This is a genomic window from Streptomyces spirodelae, assembly GCF_017676385.1.
Taxonomy (GTDB): Bacteria; Actinomycetota; Actinomycetes; order Streptomycetales; family Streptomycetaceae; genus Streptomyces; species Streptomyces spirodelae.
The window spans coordinates 80,347-98,074 of the sequence record NZ_JAFFZN010000024.1; the positions used below are offsets into that span (position 1 = coordinate 80,347).

Genomic DNA, 17,728 nt, shown 5'->3' on the forward strand with positions numbered 1-17,728 from the left:
ACCTACGGCGACGTAAGTATGGCAGCCGTAGGTCACGGGACAAGAGGGGTGCACAGCGGGGCGGGCCCGCCGCGCTGCCCACCCCTCGGACGGGAGTCCTGTACCACGCTGAGCCCGACCTATCCTTGTTCCGTCGGACAGCGCGGTCCGCCACCTGCCCGAAGCAACCCCGCAAGGGAAGCAACCCCGCAAGGGAGCCGCACCTGTGAGCAGCGCCGACAGCAACCAGCGAACCCCCGAGCCGCCGGAGAACCTGCCCGGATCGAGTGACCCCGGGACGGTGGGAGGCGTCGGCGGCGGCCCGGCCGCCGGCGGTGGCAGCTCAGGGGAGTCCCCCGGCAGCCACAGCCTCACCGTGGACAGCGTGGACGCGGCCGAGTCGAACTCGGCCCTCCGTGCGGACATCCGCAGGATGGGTGATCTGCTGGGCGAGACGCTGGTGCGCCAGGAGGGCGCCGAGCTCCTCGACCTGGTGGAGCGCGTCCGCGCACTCACCCGCAGTGACGGTGAGGCGGCGGCCGAACTCCTGGGCGAGACCGACCTGGAGACCGCGACCAAGCTGGTGCGGGCCTTCTCCATCTATTTCCACCTCGCCAACGTCACCGAGCAGGTGCACCGCGGCCGCGAGCTGCGCCGCCGCCGCGCGGGCGACGGCGGGATGCTCGCCCGTACCGCCGACATGCTCAAGGACGCCGACCCGGCCCATCTGGCGAACACAGCGCGTCACCTCTCCGTACGCCCCGTCTTCACCGCGCACCCCACCGAGGCGGCCCGCCGCTCGGTGCTGACCAAGCTCCGCAAGATCGCCGAGCTGCTGGACGAGGCCGACGGGCAGCCGGGCGGGGCCGAGCGCCGCCGTACCGACCTGCGGCTGGCCGAGAACGTCGACCTGGTCTGGCAGACCGACGAGCTGCGCGTCGCCCGTCCCGAGCCGGCGGACGAGGCGCGCAACGCCATCTACTACCTCGACGAGCTGCACCGCGGTGCCGTCGGCGACGTGCTGGAGGACCTGGCAGCCGAGCTGGAGCGGGCCGGCGCGCCGCTGCCCTCCGGCACCCGCCCGCTGACCTTCGGCACCTGGATCGGCGGCGACCGCGACGGCAACCCCAACGTCACCCCCGAGGTCACCTGGGATGTGCTGCTGCTCCAGCACGAGCACGGCATCACCGACGCCCTCGCACACGTGGACGAGCTGCGCGGGGCCCTCTCCAACTCGATCCGCAACTGCGGCGCCACGCAGCCGCTGCTGGATTCACTCGAAAGAGACCTCGCCCGGCTTCCGGAGATCAGCCCCCGCTACAAGCGGCTCAACGCGGAGGAGCCCTACCGGCTCAAGGCCACCTGCATCCGGCAGAAGCTGCTGAACACCCGCACCCGGCTGGCCGAGAAGCTCCCGCACACCGAGGGCCGGGACTACCTGGGCACCGGAGAGCTGCTCGCCGACCTCGCACTCCTCCAGGACTCGCTACGCGAACACCGCGGCGGTCTGGTGGCCGACGGCCGCCTGGAGCGGGCCCTGCGCACAGTGGCGGCCTTCGGCCTCCAGCTCGCCACGATGGACGTACGCGAGCACGCCGAGGCCCACCACCACGCGCTCGGCCAGCTCTTCGACCGGCTCGGTGAGGAGTCCTGGCGCTACGCCGACATGCCGCGCGACTACCGGCAGCGGCTGCTGGCCAAGGAGCTGCGCTCCCGCCGCCCGCTCGCCCCGAGCCCGGCGCCGCTGGACGCGGCCGGCGCCAAGACCCTCGGCGTCTTCGAGACGATCCGCAAGGCGCTGGAGACCTTCGGACCCGAGGTCATCGAGTCGTACATCCTCTCGATGTGCCAGGGCGCCGACGACGTGTTCGCCGCCGCCGTCCTCGCCCGCGAGGCCGGACTGATCGACCTGCACGGCGGCTGGGCCAAGATCGGCATCGTGCCGCTGCTGGAGACCACCGACGAGCTCAAGATCGCCGACGAACTGCTCGACGCGATGCTCTCCGACCCCTCCTACCGCAAGCTGGTCTCGCTCCGCGGCGACCTCCAGGAGGTCATGCTCGGCTACAGCGACTCCTCCAAGTTCGGCGGCATCACCACCAGCCAGTGGGAGATCCACCGCGCCCAGCGCCGACTGCGTGACGTCGCACACCGGCACGGCGTCCGGCTGCGGCTCTTCCACGGCCGCGGCGGCACCGTCGGCCGCGGCGGCGGCCCCACCCACGACGCGATCCTCGCCCAGCCCTGGGGCACCCTGGAGGGCGAGATCAAGGTCACCGAGCAGGGCGAGGTCATCTCCGACAAGTACCTGGTGCCCTCGCTGGCCAGGGAGAACCTGGAGCTGACCGTCTCGGCCACCCTCCAGGCATCCGCGCTGCACACCGCGCCGCGCCAGTCCGACGAGGCGCTGGCCCGCTGGGACGCGGCCATGGACACCGTCTCCGACGCCGCGCACCGGGCCTACCGCGAGCTGGTGGAGGACCCGGACCTGCCCGCGTATTTCTTCGCCTCCACCCCCGTCGACCAGCTCGCCGAGCTCCACCTGGGCTCCCGCCCTTCCCGCCGCCCCGACACCGGTGCGGGGCTCGACGGGTTGCGGGCCATCCCGTGGGTGTTCGGCTGGACCCAGTCCCGGCAGATCGTGCCCGGCTGGTTCGGCGTCGGCACGGGCCTGAAGGCAGCCCGCGAGGCCGGACTCGACAGCGTGCTGGAAGAGGCGCACACCCACTGGCACTTCTTCCGCAACTTCCTCTCCAACGTCGAGATGACGCTGGCCAAGACCGATCTGCGGATCGCCCGCCACTACGTCGAGACACTGGTCCCCGAGGAGCTGCGGCACGTCTTCGCCACCATCGAGGCCGAGCACGCCCGCACGGTGGAGGAAGTGCTCCGCATCACGGGCGAGAGCGAACTGCTGGAGTCCAACCCGGTCCTCCAGAAGACGCTGAAGATCCGGGACGCCTACCTCGACCCGATCTCCTACCTGCAGGTCTCCCTGCTGCACCGGCAGCGGCAGGCCGCGGCCGAGGGCAAGGAGCCGGACGAGAACCTGAGCCGCGCGCTGCTGCTCACCGTCAACGGCGTGGCGGCGGGCCTGCGCAACACCGGCTGACGTCCTCCGGCGGCTTACGGGGCCTGGGTGCCGCTCGTCTCAGAACGCGAGCAGCGCCCAGGCCCCGCCCATGATCAGGGCACCGCACGCCCCGGTGAGCACCGCGGTCCTCTTCATCCGCAGGCCGCCCGCGATCACCAGCGAGGCCAGCAGCAGCGCCCCGCCCAGCGGCACCCACGCGTAGAGAATCCCGGCGGGCCCGGTCCGTATGACGTGGTCCGTACCGGGCTGTACGGCCACGTCCACGGTCTGCCCCTCCCCGCCGGAGACGAACTCGGAGACGGTCACCTTCTCCGGCCCGGAGGACTCCTCGCCGCGGAACGTCCCGGTGCACTCGTCGTCCCCGCACTTCCTGACGGTGACGGTGCCACGTTCGTCCCCCGCCATGGCGGTGGCCGCCGTCTCCCACGACGTCCACCCTCCGGCCACCACCAGCACCAGCGCGATCAGCGCCATCAGCGCGGCCCGCGCCAGCAGCAGCATCCCGAAGGCGGTCTCGCCGAGCCGCCGCATACGGCTGCGCTTGGGCTGGGTGCGTGCGACTCGTGAAGGCATGGCGGAGATCCTGGCCACTTGACCGAAGCCGGTCAACCTCGGCCGACCGGCTTGTGGGTGCTTGAGCCACTATCGGAAGCGCGTCCTCCGCCGCCACCGAGGAGACGGCTCGCCGTTCCGGAGCCAAGGGGGATGACGTGGCAGCGGCGCTACCACGGCGGCGTGGCCAACTGGCTCCCGCTGTTCCTGTTCACCATCCTGTTCGGCCTGGGCATGGAATACCGGCTCATGTGTGACCGGTCCCGGACCGACCCGGGACCGGAACCGAGAGGGAGGCCAGTGGGTATGTGGCACGACATGGTGACGATCGAGATCCCGGTGGTCGAGAAGATCGTACGGACCGTCCTGGTCTACGTCGTCATCATCGTGCTGTTCCGGCTGGCCGGGAAGCGGGGGCTGGCGTCGATGAACACCTTCGACTTCGTGGTGATCTTCCTACTGTCCAACGTGGTGCAGAACGCCGTCATCGGCAACGACTTCAGCCTCCTCGGCGGCCTGGTGGGCGCCGCGACGCTGGTGGCCGTCAACGCGCTCGTCAACAGGCTGCTCGCGGTCGAAGGCAACATGGCACGGCTGCTGGAGGGGAAGCCGACGACCGTGATCGAGGACGGTCACATCGTCCGCCGCGCCATGCGGCGGCTCGGCCTGCGCACCGGGGAGGTCGAGGAGGTCGTACGGCTGCAGACGGGCGGCACCGTCAAGACCGTCGAACACGGCAGCCTCGAGCCGGACGGCAGGCTGCTCATCGTCCCCGGCCCCGAGGCCCAGCAGGCGACCCGCGCCGACATCGACCGCCTCGCGGAGCGGCTCGCAGCGATCGAGGAGATGCTGCGGGCGGGCAGGGGCAAGTAGGAGGCCCTCGTGAGCCGTACAGGCGGCTTCAGCTGTTGTAGGTGCTCTGGGCCCGCTCCAGGCCGTCGAGGATCAGCGCTTCGCAGGCGTCCGCTGCGCGGTCGACGAAGTAGTCGAGTTCCTTGCGCTCCGTCGAGGAGAAGTCCTTGAGGACGTAGTCGGCGACCTGCATCCGGCCGGGGGGCCGGCCGACGCCGAAGCGGACCCGGTAGTAGTCGCGGCCCAGCAGCTTGGTGAGGGACTTGAGGCCGTTGTGGCCGTTGTCGCCGCCGCCGAACTTGAGGCGCAGGGCGCCGTAGTCGATGTCCAATTCGTCGTGGACGACGACCAAGTGGTCGGCGCCGACGCCGTAGAAGTCCAGCAGCGCTTTGACGGGACCGCCGGATACGTTCATGTACGACATCGGTTTGGCGAGCACCACCCGGGTGCTGGTGGTGCCGGGGATACCGATGCGTCCCTCGAGCACCTGGGCGCGGCCCGCCTTGTGGGACTTGAAACCGCCGCCCATCCGCCCCGCGAGCAGGTCCGCGACCATGAAGCCCACGTTGTGCCGGTTGCCGGCGTAGTCGGGGCCCGGGTTGCCGAGTCCGGCGATGAGCCACGGGGTGGTGGCCGACATGGGTGGTCCTCCGGTCGTCAGTTGTTTCCCGGCTCACCGGCGTCCTCGGCACAGCCGGTGACCTCGGCACAGCCGGTGGCCTCCCGGAGAGCCGGTGCTCTCGGCACAGCCGGTCGCCTCCCCGAGAGCCGGTGCCTTCCCGGAGAGCCGACGCCCTCCGGAAGAGCCGATGCCCTCCGGACAGTGTGCGCGTGTGCCGGACGGGCGGCTTCCACCAACCCGTCCGGCACACGTGGCACCCAGGGGCGCGCGGTCCTACTCGCCGGCCTCGGCCTCGCCCTCGGCGGCTTCCTCGCCCTCGGCCGCGGGCTCCTCGGCCTGCGCGGCGAGGATCGAGATGACGGTCTCATCGCCGTCGATGGCGAGCGAGGTACCGCTCGGCAGCGCGATGTCCTTGGCCAGGATCTGGTCGCCGACGTCCAGGCCGTCGACGGAGACGGTCACCGACTCGGGGATGTGGGTGGCCTCGGCCTCGACCGGCAGCGAGTTGTAGACGTGCTCGATCAGGTTCTGGCCCGGGGCCAGCTCGCCCTCGATGTGGATCGGGATCTCGACGTTGACCTTCTCGCCGCGCTTGACCGTCAGCAGGTCGATGTGGACCAGGAAGCCGCGGATGGCCTCACGCTGGACGGCCTTGGGGATGACGAGCTCCTTCTTGCCCGCGACGTCCAGGTGGATCAGGACGTTGGGGGTCTTGAGCGCCATCATCATGTCGTAGCTGGGCAGGGCCACGTGGACCGGCTCGGCGCCGTGACCGTAGATGACAGCGGGGACCTTCTCCTCGCGGCGGAGACGGCGGGCGGAGCCCTTGCCGAACTCGTTGCGGATGGTCGCGCTGATGTTGACGTCAGCCATGCTGCGCTCCTCGTTAGCGACGGTGGTACGGATGTCTGCGGTGCCACTCGGTCCCGACGGACCTGCTACGAAGAGCGCGCGTCGATAACGGAGCATCCGGTCCTGAGATGACGTAGGACGTCGAAAAGGACCGGCCTCCCTCGCCGAGCGACTCGCAGAGTCTACGCGGCGAAGGAGGCCGGTCGGAAATCGATCAGCGGGCCGGGCCCGCGGCCGGGCCGCCTACGCCTGCTCGTCGAAGAGGCTGGTCACCGAGCCGTCCTCGAACACCTCGCGCACCGCGCGGGCGATCGTCGGCGCCATCGACAGCACCGTGATCTTGTCGAGCTCCAGCTCACCGGGCGTGGGCAGCGTATTGGTGAAGACGAACTCGCTGACCTTGGAGTTCTTCAGCCGGTCCGCGGCCGGGCCGGACAGCACGCCGTGCGTCGCCGTCACGATGACATCCTCGGCACCGTTGGCGAACAGCGCCTCGGCCGCCGCGCAGATGGTGCCGCCGGTGTCGATCATGTCGTCGACCAGGACACAGACCCGGCCCTTCACATCGCCGACAACCTCGTGCACGGTCACCTGGTTCGCCACATCGGGGTCGCGGCGCTTGTGGACGATGGCCAGCGGAGCGCCGAGCCGGTCGGCCCAGCGGTCGGCCACCCGGACCCGGCCGGCGTCCGGCGAGACGACGGTGAGCTTGTCGCGGTCGGTCTTGGCCGCCACATAGTCCGCCAGCAGCGGCAGAGCGAACAGGTGGTCGACCGGACCGTCGAAGAAGCCCTGGATCTGGTCGGTGTGCAGATCGACGGTGAGGATACGGTCCGCACCCGCGCACTGGAACATGTCGGCCATCAGCCGCGCCGAGATCGGCTCGCGCCCGCGGTGCTTCTTGTCCTGCCGGGCGTAGCCGTAGAACGGGACGATCACGGTGATGCTCCGCGCCGAAGCCCGCTTCAGCGCGTCGATCATGATGAGCTGCTCCATGATCCACTTGTTGATGGGAGCCGTGTGGCTCTGCATCAAGAAGCAGTCGGCGCCGCGCGCGGACTCCTGGAAGCGGACGTAGATCTCACCGTTCGCGAAGTCGAAAGCCTTGGTCGGGACCACGCCGATACCGAGCTGCTTGGCGACCTCTTCGGCGAGTTCGGGGTGGGCGCGGCCGGAGAAGAGCATGAGTTTCTTCTCGCCGGTCGTCTTGATCCCGGTCACTGCTGTTGTCTCCCTGTGTGGTGCGCCGCACGGCGGCTCAGCGGGGGGCGGCGTCGGTTGCGGGGGCGGCGTCGGTTTTCGGCCGCATGGCCAATCAGGCTCTCCATAACCGTACGCCCCACGTCATACAACCGGATACCCGGTCTTAACCCTCCTCGGCGGAAACCTGCCCGCCCGTACCGTTCGCCGAACGAACGGTTTCGGCCCCGTCCGAAGCCGTCCCGGGGACCGCGCCACCCGCCGACTGCCCGGACTGGGCCGAGCCCTCGGCCCTCGCTACCTGGGCCGCCTGGGCTGCTTGCGCCGACGCACTGCCCGGACGCTTCCTGGCCACCCAGCCCTCGATGTTGCGCTGCTGCCCCCGGGCCACGGCCAGCGAGCCGGGCGGCACATCCTTGGTGATCACGGAGCCGGCCGCACTGTAGGCGCCGTCCCCCACCGTGACAGGGGCCACATACATGTTGTCCGCGCCCATCCGGCAGTGCGAACCGACCGTCGTGGTGTGCTTGCTCTCACCGTCGTAGTTCACAAACACACTCGCCGCACCGATGTTGCTGTGCTCGCCGATCACCGCGTCACCCACATAGGAGAGGTGCGGCACCTTCGTCCCCTCACCGATCTCCGCGTTCTTCATCTCCACATAGCTGCCGGCCTTCACCCTCGGCCCCAGCCGGGTACCCGGCCGCAGATAGGTGTACGGACCGACCGAAGAACCCGCACCGATCCGAGCACCCTGCGCGACCGTGTTGCTGACCGTCGCACCCGCACCCACCACGGTGTCCGTCAGCCGGGTGTTCGGGCCCACCTCGCTGTCCTCACCCAGATGGGTGCCGCCCAGCAGCTGGGTACCCGGATGGACCATGGCGTCCGGCTCATAGGTCACACTCACATCCATCCACGTGGTGGCCGGATCGACCACCGTGACCCCCGCCAGCATGGCGTCCTCCACCAGCCGGCCGTTCAGCATCCGGCGCGCCTCGGCCAGCTGGACGCGGTTGTTGATCCCCGCGATCTCGCGGTGATCGCCGGCCACCGCCGCGCCCACCCGGTGACCACCCTCCCGCAGGATGCCGAGCACGTCCGTGAGGTATTCCTCACCCTGGCTGTTGTCCGTACGAACCTCGCCCAGCGCCTGCGCCAGCAGGCGGCCGTCGAAGGCGAACACCCCCGAGTTGATCTCCCGGATCGCGCGCTGCTCCTCGCTCGCGTCCTTGTGCTCCACGATCGCGGTGACCGCACCGCCGCCATCGCCCCGGCCGCCCTCGCGCACGATCCGGCCGTAGCCCGTCGCGTCCGGGACCTCGGCCGTCAGCACGGTGACGGCGTTGCCGTCCGCGACGTGGGTGTCCGCGAGCTGCTGCAGCGTCTCACCGGTCAGCAGCGGGGTGTCGCCACAGGTCACCAGCACCGTCCCGGCAGGGCCGTCCCCGCCCAGCTCCTCCAGGGCCATCCGGACCGCGTGCCCGGTGCCGTTCTGCTCGTGCTGCACGGCGGTACGGATACCGGGGTCGAGCTGCGCCAGATGTGCGGTGACCTTCTCCCGTGCGTGCCCGACGACCACGACCAGCTGCTCCGGATCCAGCGCCCGCGCGGCGCTCACCACATGGCCGACCAGTGAGCGGCCGCAGATCTCGTGCAGGACCTTGGGGGTCGCCGACTTCATGCGGGTGCCCTCACCCGCTGCGAGAACGACGACGGCTGCCGGGCGAGTGACGCTCACGGGTGTGCCCTTCGGCTTCGGGGGTGGGTGCTGTCCCGCAGGATACCGGGGGGTTCGCCGTGTGAAGGGAGGGCGGGGCCTGAGGACGGCAGCCGCCGGTGAGGACTCGAACCTGGGTTTGCGTGTATGAGCTCCCCCGCAAGGATTTGAACCTTGACTACTGGATCCAAAATCCAGGGTGCTGCCCGTTACACCACGGGGGACTGCGGCTCAGAGCGTACCCGATTCGGTCCTGCTCGTCTTTGGGGTTCGCGCGTCGCAGATCCCCGCCCACCATCCTTCAATGCGCTGGTAGAGATTGGCGCCACGTCGGACACGGACAGCAAGGCATCCGTGGTAGTCATCCCCTACGTTCTTGCGGACGGTCTTGGGGTTGTGCTTCTTGAGCGCCGTCTTGAGGAGACCATCGACGGCAATCCCCACCAGCTCTGCCCAGTAGCGCTCTGCCGCCGCCACGTCCGCCGACTCATGGATCATGACGTGGAAGCAGCGCCGCTCCGGTTCCACCTCCAGCAGGTCCAGCCAGGCGAGGAAGAGCCGGATCATCCTCGGATCGCTGTTGACGAATTGGACTGTCTCGGAGCGGCGGTACGGCTTGCTCTTGGCGCCCTCGGCCCAGTACAGCCCTACTCCGACCAGGAACAACTCGCGGTCGGTGAGATCGGCGATCTCCGCGTGCGCAGCTGCTTTGGTTGCTTCCCGCTCGGCGTCCAGTGCCTTGTAGCGCTTCACGAGTCCGGCGTGCATAAGCGCCTGCTGTTCTTCAGGGGACCGCCGAGGCGGCCTGGGCAGGTCCCGGACCCACAGGGAGACCGAGCTGCGGGAGACCCCCAGTTCCAGTTCGATCCGGTCGTACGTCCACCCCTGCCGCCGCAGCTCGCGCGCCCGCGCTCGCAGGCCGTCCTTGGCGTTGGGGCGCCGGGTCCAGGCGGGTGGGGGTTCGCCCTGGACGAGGCGGTTGAGGAGGTCGTTGTTGCCGACCTTGAGGCGGTCGCGGATCTGGCGGCGGCTGAGCCCCGCGCGGCGCAGCGCGACGGCCTGCTCACGGAGTTGTTCGTACTGGTGGGCGTCGTATGTGCGTGGCATGGGGTGAGTCTCGGCGGCCACCGGTGAGGCGTGCCGGGAAAACGTGTTCCATTGCTCGGTTCGAGTGAAAGGGGGTCTGTTCGATTGCACAATCATCCGGTCGCAGACAGATGAGCGGAATGGGGTATTCCGGGGATCGGCCGGACAAGCCGACGGTGTGCGGTCGTAGGGTGGTCGGTATGACCGAGACGGGGGAAAACCGTACGCGGGGCGGGCCGTGGTGGTGGGAGAGACCACGGAGTGCGGTGCTCGACATCGCCCTGGGCGCGGCCTCAGCCGCGGAGTGCGCACTGCAGGGCCAGGGCTTCGCGCGCGAAGCGGGTGTCCCCGGTGTGCTCGCGATCGTGCTGGGCGCCCTCGCGGGGGCGACGCTGGTGCTGCGCCGCCGCTGGCCGATAGCCGTCGTCCTGGTGGCCATCGCGGTCATACCGGCCGAGATGGGCACCTTCCTCAGCGTCGTCGGCCTCTACACGCTCGCCGCCACCGAGGTGCCGCGACGGATCACCGGGCTGCTGGCCTCCATGGCCGCCGTCGGCATGCTGGTGATCACCACCTTCCGGCTGGAGCAGAGTATCGGGCAGGACCCCGAATTCAACCCCTCGGCCTGGTTCGTCCCCTTGGTCACGGTGCTGATGTCGATCGGTGTGACGGCGCCACCCGTGCTGCTCGGCCTCTACGTGGGGGCGCGGCGGCGGCTGGTGGAGTCGCTGCGGGAGCGTGCCGACGGGCTGGAGCGCGAGCTGTCGCTGCTGGCCGACCGGGCGGAGGAGCGCGCGGAGTGGGCGCGCAACGAGGAGCGCACCCGGATCGCGCGGGAGATGCACGATGTGGTCGCCCACCGGGTGAGCCTGATGGTGGTGCACGCGGCGGCGCTGCAGGCGGTGGCGCTCAAGGACCCGGAGAAGGCCGCCAGGAACGCGGCGCTGGTGGGCGACATGGGGCGGCAGGCGCTGAACGAGCTGCGCACCATGCTGGGCGTCCTGCGGTCCGGCGAGGCGGAGAAGGCGGAGAAGAAGGCCGAGCAGACCGAGCAGACCGAGCAGACCGAGCAGACCGAGCAGACCGAGCAGGCGGAACTGCGGGAGCAGGGCGCCGAGCGGGTGGCGGGCTCCGGGCCGGCCCGTGCCGGCTCGCAGGACGGCTCCCGCGCCGCCTCACCCTCCGCCACCGGTTCCGGGGCCTCGGCGGACTCTTCCGGGTCCGCCGCCACCGCTGCTGTGCGGTCCTACGGTGACGACGCAGCCGAGGCGCCCTCGCGGTTGGCCGAGTTCGCCTCGGCGGTTGCCGGGCGGGCGAGCGCCGGTGCAGCGGACACCCGTAAAGAGGGAGCGCGGGCCGCGGACGAGGACGGCGCGCCGCGCACCGACCGGAGTGGGGGACCCTCCGATGCGCCCTCGCTGGCGCAGCTCGACGTGCTCGTCGGGCAGTCGCGTGCGGCGGGGATGACGGTGGAGCTCAGCGTGGAGGGCAGCCCCGACGGTGCCTGTCCGCAGCCGGTGCAGCAGACCGCTTACCGGGTGGTCCAGGAAGCGCTGACCAATGTGCACAAGCACGCGGCGGGTGCCGCCACCCGGGTACGGGTCGCGCACCGGGCCGCCGAGGTGGCGCTCCAGGTGGAGAACGATCCGGCCGCCGACGGCGCGGCCGACGCGGGCCTGCCCAGCGGCGGCAACGGCCTGGTGGGCATGCGGGAACGGGTGACTGCGCTCGGCGGCGGCTTCGTCTCAGGGCCGACGGACGCGGGCGGCTTCCGTGTCTCGGCGATCATCCCCTACGCGCGCTCCTGACTTCCGCCACACTCGCGCTACGCGCGTCCGCGAGCTCCCCCATCACCCGCTACGCGCGTCTGTGAGCCCTTCCGGGCCGGTGCTCTCCTGCCGGGGAGCGGACGGCGGTGGTGGTGCGCTCGCGCTCAGTCTGGCGGGCACCAGTCCCATCATCAGTGCGGAGAGCGCGGCGTCGAAGTCGGCGCCCAGGTACCAGTCGCCGGTCGCGTCGATGCTGTAGACGCGGCGCTCGGCGTCGATGGCGAGCAGCGCCTCGTCCTCGCCCTCGGTGCCGATCGGGCAGACCTGGGTGCCCAGCGCGCGGCCGAGGTCGGAGAAGGTGCGCGCCGAGTGCAGCCCGGGGAGCGGGTCGATGTAGACGGGCGAGGGTGCGAGGTGCCGGCCGGGCCCTGTCGGGGTGATGTGCAGGGTGCCGAACTCGGCCCAGACCTCGACGGCGGCGGGGAAGACCGCGTGCCGGTGGCCGCCGGGCGAGATGTGGCCGCGCAGGGTGTCGGCCCACTGTTCGGCCTGCCGGATGTCCCACCGTCCGGGCTCCCATCCGGCGTTGCGCAGCGGGTCGTCGACGGCGACGGGGAAACGGGTGGTCACTGCGCGTTCTCCCGTGCCGGGTCCACGGCCCGCACCCCGAAGTGGGCCAGCAGCGCTCCGCAGGAGCGGCAGGGGGGCGCGTAGCTGCCGTGCAGCGGGTCGCCGTCCTCGCGGATACGGCGCGCGGTGAGCTTGGCGTGTTTGAGGGCGCGCTTGGCCTCGCTGAGCGTGAGTGGCTTGGGGGCCTTCGCCGCGCGGGACGCCTTGCCTGCGGCACCCTTGCCGGCGCGGCCGCTCCTGGCCGGTCTGCGCCCGCCGCGCTTGTCCGCGCGTGCGGCCTCGGTGGCGGTCAGATAGCGCGAGAGCAGTACGGTTTCGGGGCAGCGGCCGGTCCGCCGGGAGCGGCGGTCGGTGGTGAGGGTGTCGAGGAAGTCCTGCACCAAGGGGTGGAGGGCGGGCGGACGTTCGCTCTTGCTGCCGGTACAGGTGAGGGTCTCGCCCCGGATGGACAGCGCGGCGGCGACGGCGGGCAGGATGCCGTCGCGGCGCTGGAGCAGGACCGGTGCGGTGGCGCTGAGGGAGTCGGCTGCGGCTATCCAGCCGATGCGCGGGTCGCTGCTGTCGTGCGCGTGGGTGTACGCGCCGGGCTGCGACTGCGGAGCTTCTGGCCGCCGCGGTGTGTGCGCCTGTGGTGCCGTGTGCAATGGAGCTTCCTCCCAGAGTGTCCCCTCTGTGCCGGGGCTCGCCCAAGTATGCAGTGTGGCGCATGAGTCGATCATTCCGCCGGTGATGTCATGGAATTGTGGCGGTGGTGGCGGTGCTGTGAAGGGTGCCCTGTGGGGCCCCTGGGGGCGGCGGATGATGGCCAGTCCCGACCGAGAGGGATAGCCATGACCCCCACGACGAGGCGCGCGCGCCCCCGCGCTGCGCTGCGCCGTACGTTCGCGGCTGTCGCCGTACTGCCCGCACTGCTGCTGCCCCTCACTGCCTGCGGAGGCGGAGACGACGACGGGGGCGGCAAGAGCGGCGGCAACAGCGGCGGCAGCAGTGGTGAGAGCCAGGGTGGCGACAGCGGCAAGGGCGGCGAAGGGGACGGCGGCAAGGGCGACGGGGGTACCGGCACCGGCGGCGGCAAGGGCGATGAGACGGACAAGCCGGACAAGGGTTCAGCGAAGCCGCTGACCGAGCGGCAGTTGCGCACCGCGCTCCTCAACTCCGAGGACGCCCCTGGCTACCGGGTGAACGAGAGCAGGAAAGCGCTCGACGACGACCCGCCGGAGGCCGGCCCGGAGTGCCGTCCGCTGATCGACCTCTTCAGCAAGGGCTCCGAGCAGAAGCGCACCGCCTCGGTGGCCGCCGGCCTCCTCAAGGGCGGCAAGGACCAGTTCACCACCGGGAGCACGATCCACCAGGTGCTGCTCTCCGCCTACCGGCCCGGCGACGCCGAGACGTTCCTGGGGAACCTGAAGACCGGGGCGGAGAAGTGTCCGAAGATCGAGGACAAGCCTGATGGCACCGGGAAGCGGGAGAAGGTGGTCGTCGAGCCGCAGCCGTCCCCGGGGATGGGGGACGATTCGGTGCGGTTCGGTATGACCAACGCCAAGAACAAGCCATACGGGGTGCAGGTCACGGTTGTCCGTTCCGGTGCCAACACGATGACCTTCATGTCGACATCGCTGACAGGTAAGGGGCCCGAGCAGCCCAAGCGGCTCATCGACAAGCAGTTGGCGAAACTGGAGGCCGCGGGGAAGGGGTGACGGGCGGCGAGCGCGCGCTGCTCAGGGGCTGATCACCAGGGCCGGTGTCTGCCTGCTGCCGTACCGCATAGGCTGTTCGGTACCAGCCAGAAGCAGCAGGGAGTCAACGCCATGACGACAGGTCGGCTTGGGGTGGGGGCAGCTCCCGGCCCTCAGGGCCGTGGACCAGCCGCCCCGCCACCGAACCGGGCGTACGCCGGGCAGGTCGTGAACTTCCCGGACCCCGTCAGGGCGGCCCGCTACCCCCAGGGGGTGCGGGTCGATCACAGCGGGTTCCCGGACTTCTCCGCCTACGCCCGCGCGGCCGCGGAGATCGCGGAGCCCCCGGAGGGCTTCGGCGGCGACGAACTACGCCTGACGGACTACGTGTCGGCCAACGCCGCGCTGCACGCCGAGGGGCACGAGCTGTGGGCGGATCTGCCGCCGGTGGCGACCCCGCACGGCTGGACGTGGCATCACGTGCCGGACAGCCGTCGGATGGAGCTCGTCCCTGTGGAGGTCAAGGCGCTGCTGCGGCACCACGGCGGACTGGCCACGGCGGCTGTCGACCACGAGAAGACCGGTACGCGTCCCCTCCAGGAGACCCGCCCCGCGCACTTCGCGGTCCCGCACGGCCCCGAGTCGGCGGTCAGCGAGCGGCAGGTCCTGGACATCGAGGAGCGGCTGGGCTACCGGCTGCCGGGCGCCTACCGGATGTTCCTGAAGGTCGCGGGCGGCTGCGCCCCGCAGGGCGTGGCTCTCGACGCGGAGCTGGGCCTGCTGGTCGACCAGCCGTTCTTCACGGTGCGCGACGACGCGGCCGTCAACGACCTCGTCTACATCAACAAGTGTCTGCGCGACCACCTCACCAAGGACTATCTCGGGGTCGGTTTCGTGCAGGGCGGGCTGATCGCGGTGAAGGTGCGGGGCGAGGCCGTCGGTTCGGTGTGGTTCTGCGCGTACGACGACGCCAGGGACGCCGACGGTCTGCAGGTCCAGGAGCGGGTGGAGCGGCTGCTGCGGCCGTGCGGCGCGGACTTCGACGAGTTCCTGCTGCGGCTGGCCGGGAACCCGCCGGAGCTGGAGACCGTGGCGAACCTGATGGTGGACGGCGGCTTCGCGCGAGCCGTCCCGTTGGAGAGGTGAGAGCGCGATGGTGACCTTGGCGCAGGCCCAGGAGCGCGCCGAGCGCTGGGTCAACGGCGACATGCCCGCGTACCAGCACCGGGAGGTGTGCGTACGCGAGTTCGACCTGGGTTTCGTCGCCTGGGCCGAGGACCGCGAGGGCGGACCGGCCTCGGACGGCGGCGACGTCCGGCTGGTCATCGCCCGCGACAGCGGCGAGACGACGCTGTGGCCGGCGCTGCCGGTGGGCGAGGTCATCCGCCGCTACGAGGAGGAGTACGGCGAGGAACCGGCCGTCACGCCACCGCCGCCCTCGGAGCAGCGGCTCGACCTGGAGGCGACCTCGTTCCTGCTGACGCCGCCCGAGTGGCTCCAGCAGGCAGCCGACAAGATGGGCATTCCGGACCGCCGCGCCGACGGCCCCGGCGCGCCCGCCTCGCCCGCGCCGGCCGCCTCGGCCGGGGACTCGCTCGGCGGTGGCTCGCCCGCCGGCGGCGGCTCGCTGGGCGGAAGCACGTCCCCAGCCAGCCCCTGGGACGGTGCCGACACCGGAGGCGCCGGAAGCGGCGAGGCGCAGGCGCCGCCCGCGACCGTGTTCGCGCCGCCGCTGATGGGCAGCGACGAGGACGACACCCCGCCGCCCCCCGGCTCCGAGGCACGCACCGAACTGCTGCTCGAGGGCAGCGCCCTGCCCAGGACCACGGTGGCCCCCGCGCTCGACGATCCGGGCGCAGACTTCGGCCGGCCCCCGGCCCAGGACCCCGGCTCGCCCTCCCAGGGCGGTGCGCCCGGCGGCGGGACCGGCACCGACGACACGGGCGCCGGCGGCGGCACGGACGGCGCAGGCACGGGTGACGGCACCGGTGGTGGTGGCGTCCACCACGCCGCAACCATGCTGGCCGACCCCTCCCAGGGCGGCCTCCAGATGCCCGGGGCGCCCGGCGCTCCCGCCGCACCGGCCGCCCCCGGCTCCGGCGCCGGGGACATCGCGGATGCCACCACCAGCCGGGCCCCGCACGGCTCGGCGGCCGCCCGGCCCTCCTCCCGGGGCACGGGTCCCGCCGTACCTCCGCCGCCCGGTGCTCCCGGTACCCCGGGGGCACCGAGTGCGCCAGGTGACCGCTCCGGCGGCGGTGCGGGCACCCCTCCGCCGCCGTCCGCGCCCGGAGCTCCCGGAGCGCCCGGAGCTCCCGGCGGTGGGTATGTGCCCACGCAGATGGTCTCGGCCGACGACCTCGCCGAACAGATCAGCCAGAGCGGGCAGCAGCCCAAGCCGGACCTGCCCGGCGACCCGGCCACCCCGCCGCCCGGCGACGCCGCGGGCCCGGGCGGTGGTGGCGTGCACCAGGCGGCGACGATGCTCGCGAGCCCCGGCCCCGGCGGTCCCACACCTCCCGGGCCGCCCGGCGCGCCCGGAACGCCGCCCGGCGCTCCCGGCGCCCCGCCGCCGGGAGTCCATGGCACCCCGCCGCCCGGCGCGCCCGCCATGGGGCCCGGGACGGGCACCCCGCCGCCCGGAGCACCGCAGCCGCAGCCGGGTCAGCCCACGGTCGGGCCCGGCTATATGGCCGTACTCCGCTACCGGGCGCCGGACGGCTCCGAGCAGCAGCTCATCCGCCGCTCCGCGCCGGGCACTCCGCACCCGGAGTGGCAGCTGCTGCACGAGCTGCGGGCCATGAACGTGCCCCCGCAGCAGGTGGTCGAGCTCCACACCGAGCTGGAGCCCTGTGACCTGCCGGGTGGCTACTGCGCCCGGATGATCCGCGAGACCTGGCCGCAGGTGCGGGTCAGTCACACTGCCTCGTACGGCACCGACCACGCCTCGCGGCAGCAGGGCATGCGGCACCTGATCGAGCACCAGGGCGAGCTGCACCAGGTCGCCGACGGTCCGGCGCGGCCGGCGCCCAACCGGGTGCCGCTGCCGCCGCCGGGCCAGATTCCGGCAGCGCCGCCGATCCCGCCCGACGCCGTCGGGCAGGAGCTCATGCAGGCGTTCGGGCCGCAGGGCGTCTTCCGCTTCGACCAGCGCGCCGTCTCCCGGCAGGGCGTGCCCGACATCGTGGCGCAGACCCTCGTGTGGGCGGGCGTCCCCCTGGACATGGGCCCCTTCTTCTGGGGACAGGCCCAGCCCGGCAGGCCCATTCCGACCCTGGCCGAGCTCGCCCAGGAGCGCGGCGTACAGCCCGCTTCCGACGCGGGGTCGTACCTGGTGGTGGGGACGGACTTCGGGCGTCAGCTGTGCGTGCAGTACGGCACGGCCAACATCGTGGCCGTGCCGCTGGAGGCGGGGCCCGGCGGGCAGCCGGCGCCGCCGCAGTTCGTGAACACCGGGCTTCCGGAGTTCGTGCGGTGCATGGCCATGCTGGGGCGGATGTGGCGCCTGCGGTTCGGGCTGACGCCCGAGCAGGCCGGCCGGTGGACGGTCGACTTCCAGGCGCAGCTCGCCGCGCTCGACGCTGCCGCGTTGGCCTCGCCGGAGAATTGGTGGTCGGTGCTGCTCGAACAGATGTGGGACGGTTTGTTCTAGTTGTTCGGTGAGGGGGTGCCCCTTTCCCGTCGTCGCGGGGCGCC

The 17,728-nt window shown here is 71.6% G+C and carries 14 protein-coding genes and 1 tRNA gene; 6 read left to right on the forward strand and 9 right to left on the reverse strand.

What is annotated here, in order from left to right:
• Positions 1 to 355 precede the first annotated feature (355 nt).
• Positions 356 to 3,091, forward strand: coding sequence for a phosphoenolpyruvate carboxylase (gene ppc, locus JW592_RS23870; protein ID WP_307805520.1), 2,736 nt, complete (start codon positions 356 to 358; stop codon positions 3,089 to 3,091).
• A gap of 39 nt (positions 3,092 to 3,130) precedes the next feature.
• Here ppc and JW592_RS23875 read toward each other — a convergent pair whose 3' ends face one another.
• A complete protein-coding gene (locus JW592_RS23875; RefSeq protein WP_209267264.1) occupies positions 3,131 to 3,646 on the reverse strand; it encodes a hypothetical protein in 516 nt (171 codons plus the stop codon).
• 132 nt (positions 3,647 to 3,778) lie between these two features.
• Between JW592_RS23875 and JW592_RS23880 the strand changes: the two genes are divergently transcribed.
• Positions 3,779 to 4,498: a DUF421 domain-containing protein gene (locus JW592_RS23880; RefSeq protein ID WP_229376691.1), complete on the forward strand. Its 720-nt coding sequence runs from the start codon at positions 3,779 to 3,781 to the stop codon at positions 4,496 to 4,498.
• 28 nt (positions 4,499 to 4,526) lie between these two features.
• Here JW592_RS23880 and pth read toward each other — a convergent pair whose 3' ends face one another.
• The 6 genes from pth to JW592_RS23910 all read right to left on the reverse strand — a co-directional run bounded on the left by pth (position 4,527) and on the right by JW592_RS23910 (position 9,978).
• The gene (gene pth / locus JW592_RS23885) at positions 4,527 to 5,117 is read right to left on the reverse strand and encodes an aminoacyl-tRNA hydrolase (protein ID WP_209267265.1); all 591 of its coding nucleotides are present in this window, start codon (positions 5,115 to 5,117) and stop codon (positions 4,527 to 4,529) included.
• Between the two features lie 255 nt (positions 5,118 to 5,372).
• On the reverse strand, positions 5,373 to 5,972 hold the full coding sequence (locus JW592_RS23890) for a 50S ribosomal protein L25/general stress protein Ctc (RefSeq protein WP_209267266.1): 600 nt from the start codon (positions 5,970 to 5,972) through the stop codon (positions 5,373 to 5,375).
• 222 nt (positions 5,973 to 6,194) lie between these two features.
• The gene (locus JW592_RS23895) at positions 6,195 to 7,172 is read right to left on the reverse strand and encodes a ribose-phosphate diphosphokinase (protein WP_209267267.1); all 978 of its coding nucleotides are present in this window, start codon (positions 7,170 to 7,172) and stop codon (positions 6,195 to 6,197) included.
• A 145-nt stretch (positions 7,173 to 7,317) separates the two neighbouring features.
• Positions 7,318 to 8,892 (reverse strand): bifunctional UDP-N-acetylglucosamine diphosphorylase/glucosamine-1-phosphate N-acetyltransferase GlmU, encoded by a 1,575-nt coding sequence (gene glmU, locus JW592_RS23900; protein WP_209267268.1) that lies wholly within the window; start codon positions 8,890 to 8,892, stop codon positions 7,318 to 7,320.
• Between the two features lie 131 nt (positions 8,893 to 9,023).
• Positions 9,024 to 9,095, reverse strand: a tRNA-Gln gene (locus JW592_RS23905).
• Positions 9,096 to 9,102: 7 nt separating this feature from the next.
• On the reverse strand, positions 9,103 to 9,978 hold the full coding sequence (locus tag JW592_RS23910; RefSeq protein ID WP_209267269.1) for a hypothetical protein: 876 nt from the start codon (positions 9,976 to 9,978) through the stop codon (positions 9,103 to 9,105).
• A gap of 179 nt (positions 9,979 to 10,157) precedes the next feature.
• Here JW592_RS23910 and JW592_RS23915 point away from each other — a divergent pair, with 179 nt between their 5' ends.
• Positions 10,158 to 11,765 (forward strand): sensor histidine kinase, encoded by a 1,608-nt coding sequence (locus JW592_RS23915; RefSeq protein ID WP_229376693.1) that lies wholly within the window; start codon positions 10,158 to 10,160, stop codon positions 11,763 to 11,765.
• Between the two features lie 42 nt (positions 11,766 to 11,807).
• Here the strand turns inward: JW592_RS23915 and JW592_RS23920 are convergent, their stop codons facing one another.
• Together JW592_RS23920 and JW592_RS23925 are read right to left on the reverse strand one after the other, a co-directional pair.
• On the reverse strand, positions 11,808 to 12,356 hold the full coding sequence (locus tag JW592_RS23920; RefSeq protein ID WP_209267270.1) for an SUKH-3 domain-containing protein: 549 nt from the start codon (positions 12,354 to 12,356) through the stop codon (positions 11,808 to 11,810).
• Positions 12,353 to 13,000 (reverse strand): YwqJ-related putative deaminase, encoded by a 648-nt coding sequence (locus JW592_RS23925; RefSeq protein WP_209267271.1) that lies wholly within the window; start codon positions 12,998 to 13,000, stop codon positions 12,353 to 12,355. The genes JW592_RS23920 and JW592_RS23925 overlap by 4 nt, the downstream gene beginning before the upstream one ends.
• Before the next feature lie 186 nt (positions 13,001 to 13,186).
• Here JW592_RS23925 and JW592_RS23930 point away from each other — a divergent pair, with 186 nt between their 5' ends.
• The 3 genes from JW592_RS23930 (at position 13,187) to JW592_RS23940 (ending at position 17,684) form a co-directional block, all read left to right on the forward strand.
• Positions 13,187 to 14,053, forward strand: a complete 867-nt coding sequence (locus JW592_RS23930) for a hypothetical protein (RefSeq protein WP_209267272.1) — start codon at positions 13,187 to 13,189, stop codon at positions 14,051 to 14,053.
• A gap of 111 nt (positions 14,054 to 14,164) precedes the next feature.
• Positions 14,165 to 15,178 (forward strand): SMI1/KNR4 family protein, encoded by a 1,014-nt coding sequence (locus JW592_RS23935; RefSeq protein WP_209267273.1) that lies wholly within the window; start codon positions 14,165 to 14,167, stop codon positions 15,176 to 15,178.
• Positions 15,179 to 15,185: 7 nt separating this feature from the next.
• Positions 15,186 to 17,684, forward strand: coding sequence for an SUKH-4 family immunity protein (locus JW592_RS23940; protein WP_209267274.1), 2,499 nt, complete (start codon positions 15,186 to 15,188; stop codon positions 17,682 to 17,684).
• Positions 17,685 to 17,728 lie beyond the last annotated feature (44 nt).

Coding starts and splice junctions, on each gene's coding strand:
- JW592_RS23875 (WP_209267264.1), bottom strand. CDS start 3,646: ATGCCTTCACGAGTCGCACGCACCCAGCCCAAGCGCAGCCGTATGCGG.
- JW592_RS23880 (WP_229376691.1), top strand. CDS start 3,779: ATGACGTGGCAGCGGCGCTACCACGGCGGCGTGGCCAACTGGCTCCCG.
- pth (WP_209267265.1), bottom strand. CDS start 5,117: ATGTCGGCCACCACCCCGTGGCTCATCGCCGGACTCGGCAACCCGGGC.
- JW592_RS23890 (WP_209267266.1), bottom strand. CDS start 5,972: ATGGCTGACGTCAACATCAGCGCGACCATCCGCAACGAGTTCGGCAAG.
- JW592_RS23910 (WP_209267269.1), bottom strand. CDS start 9,978: ATGCCACGCACATACGACGCCCACCAGTACGAACAACTCCGTGAGCAG.
- JW592_RS23915 (WP_229376693.1), top strand. CDS start 10,158: ATGACCGAGACGGGGGAAAACCGTACGCGGGGCGGGCCGTGGTGGTGG.
- JW592_RS23930 (WP_209267272.1), top strand. CDS start 13,187: ATGACCCCCACGACGAGGCGCGCGCGCCCCCGCGCTGCGCTGCGCCGT.
- JW592_RS23935 (WP_209267273.1), top strand. CDS start 14,165: ATGACGACAGGTCGGCTTGGGGTGGGGGCAGCTCCCGGCCCTCAGGGC.
- JW592_RS23940 (WP_209267274.1), top strand. CDS start 15,186: ATGGTGACCTTGGCGCAGGCCCAGGAGCGCGCCGAGCGCTGGGTCAAC.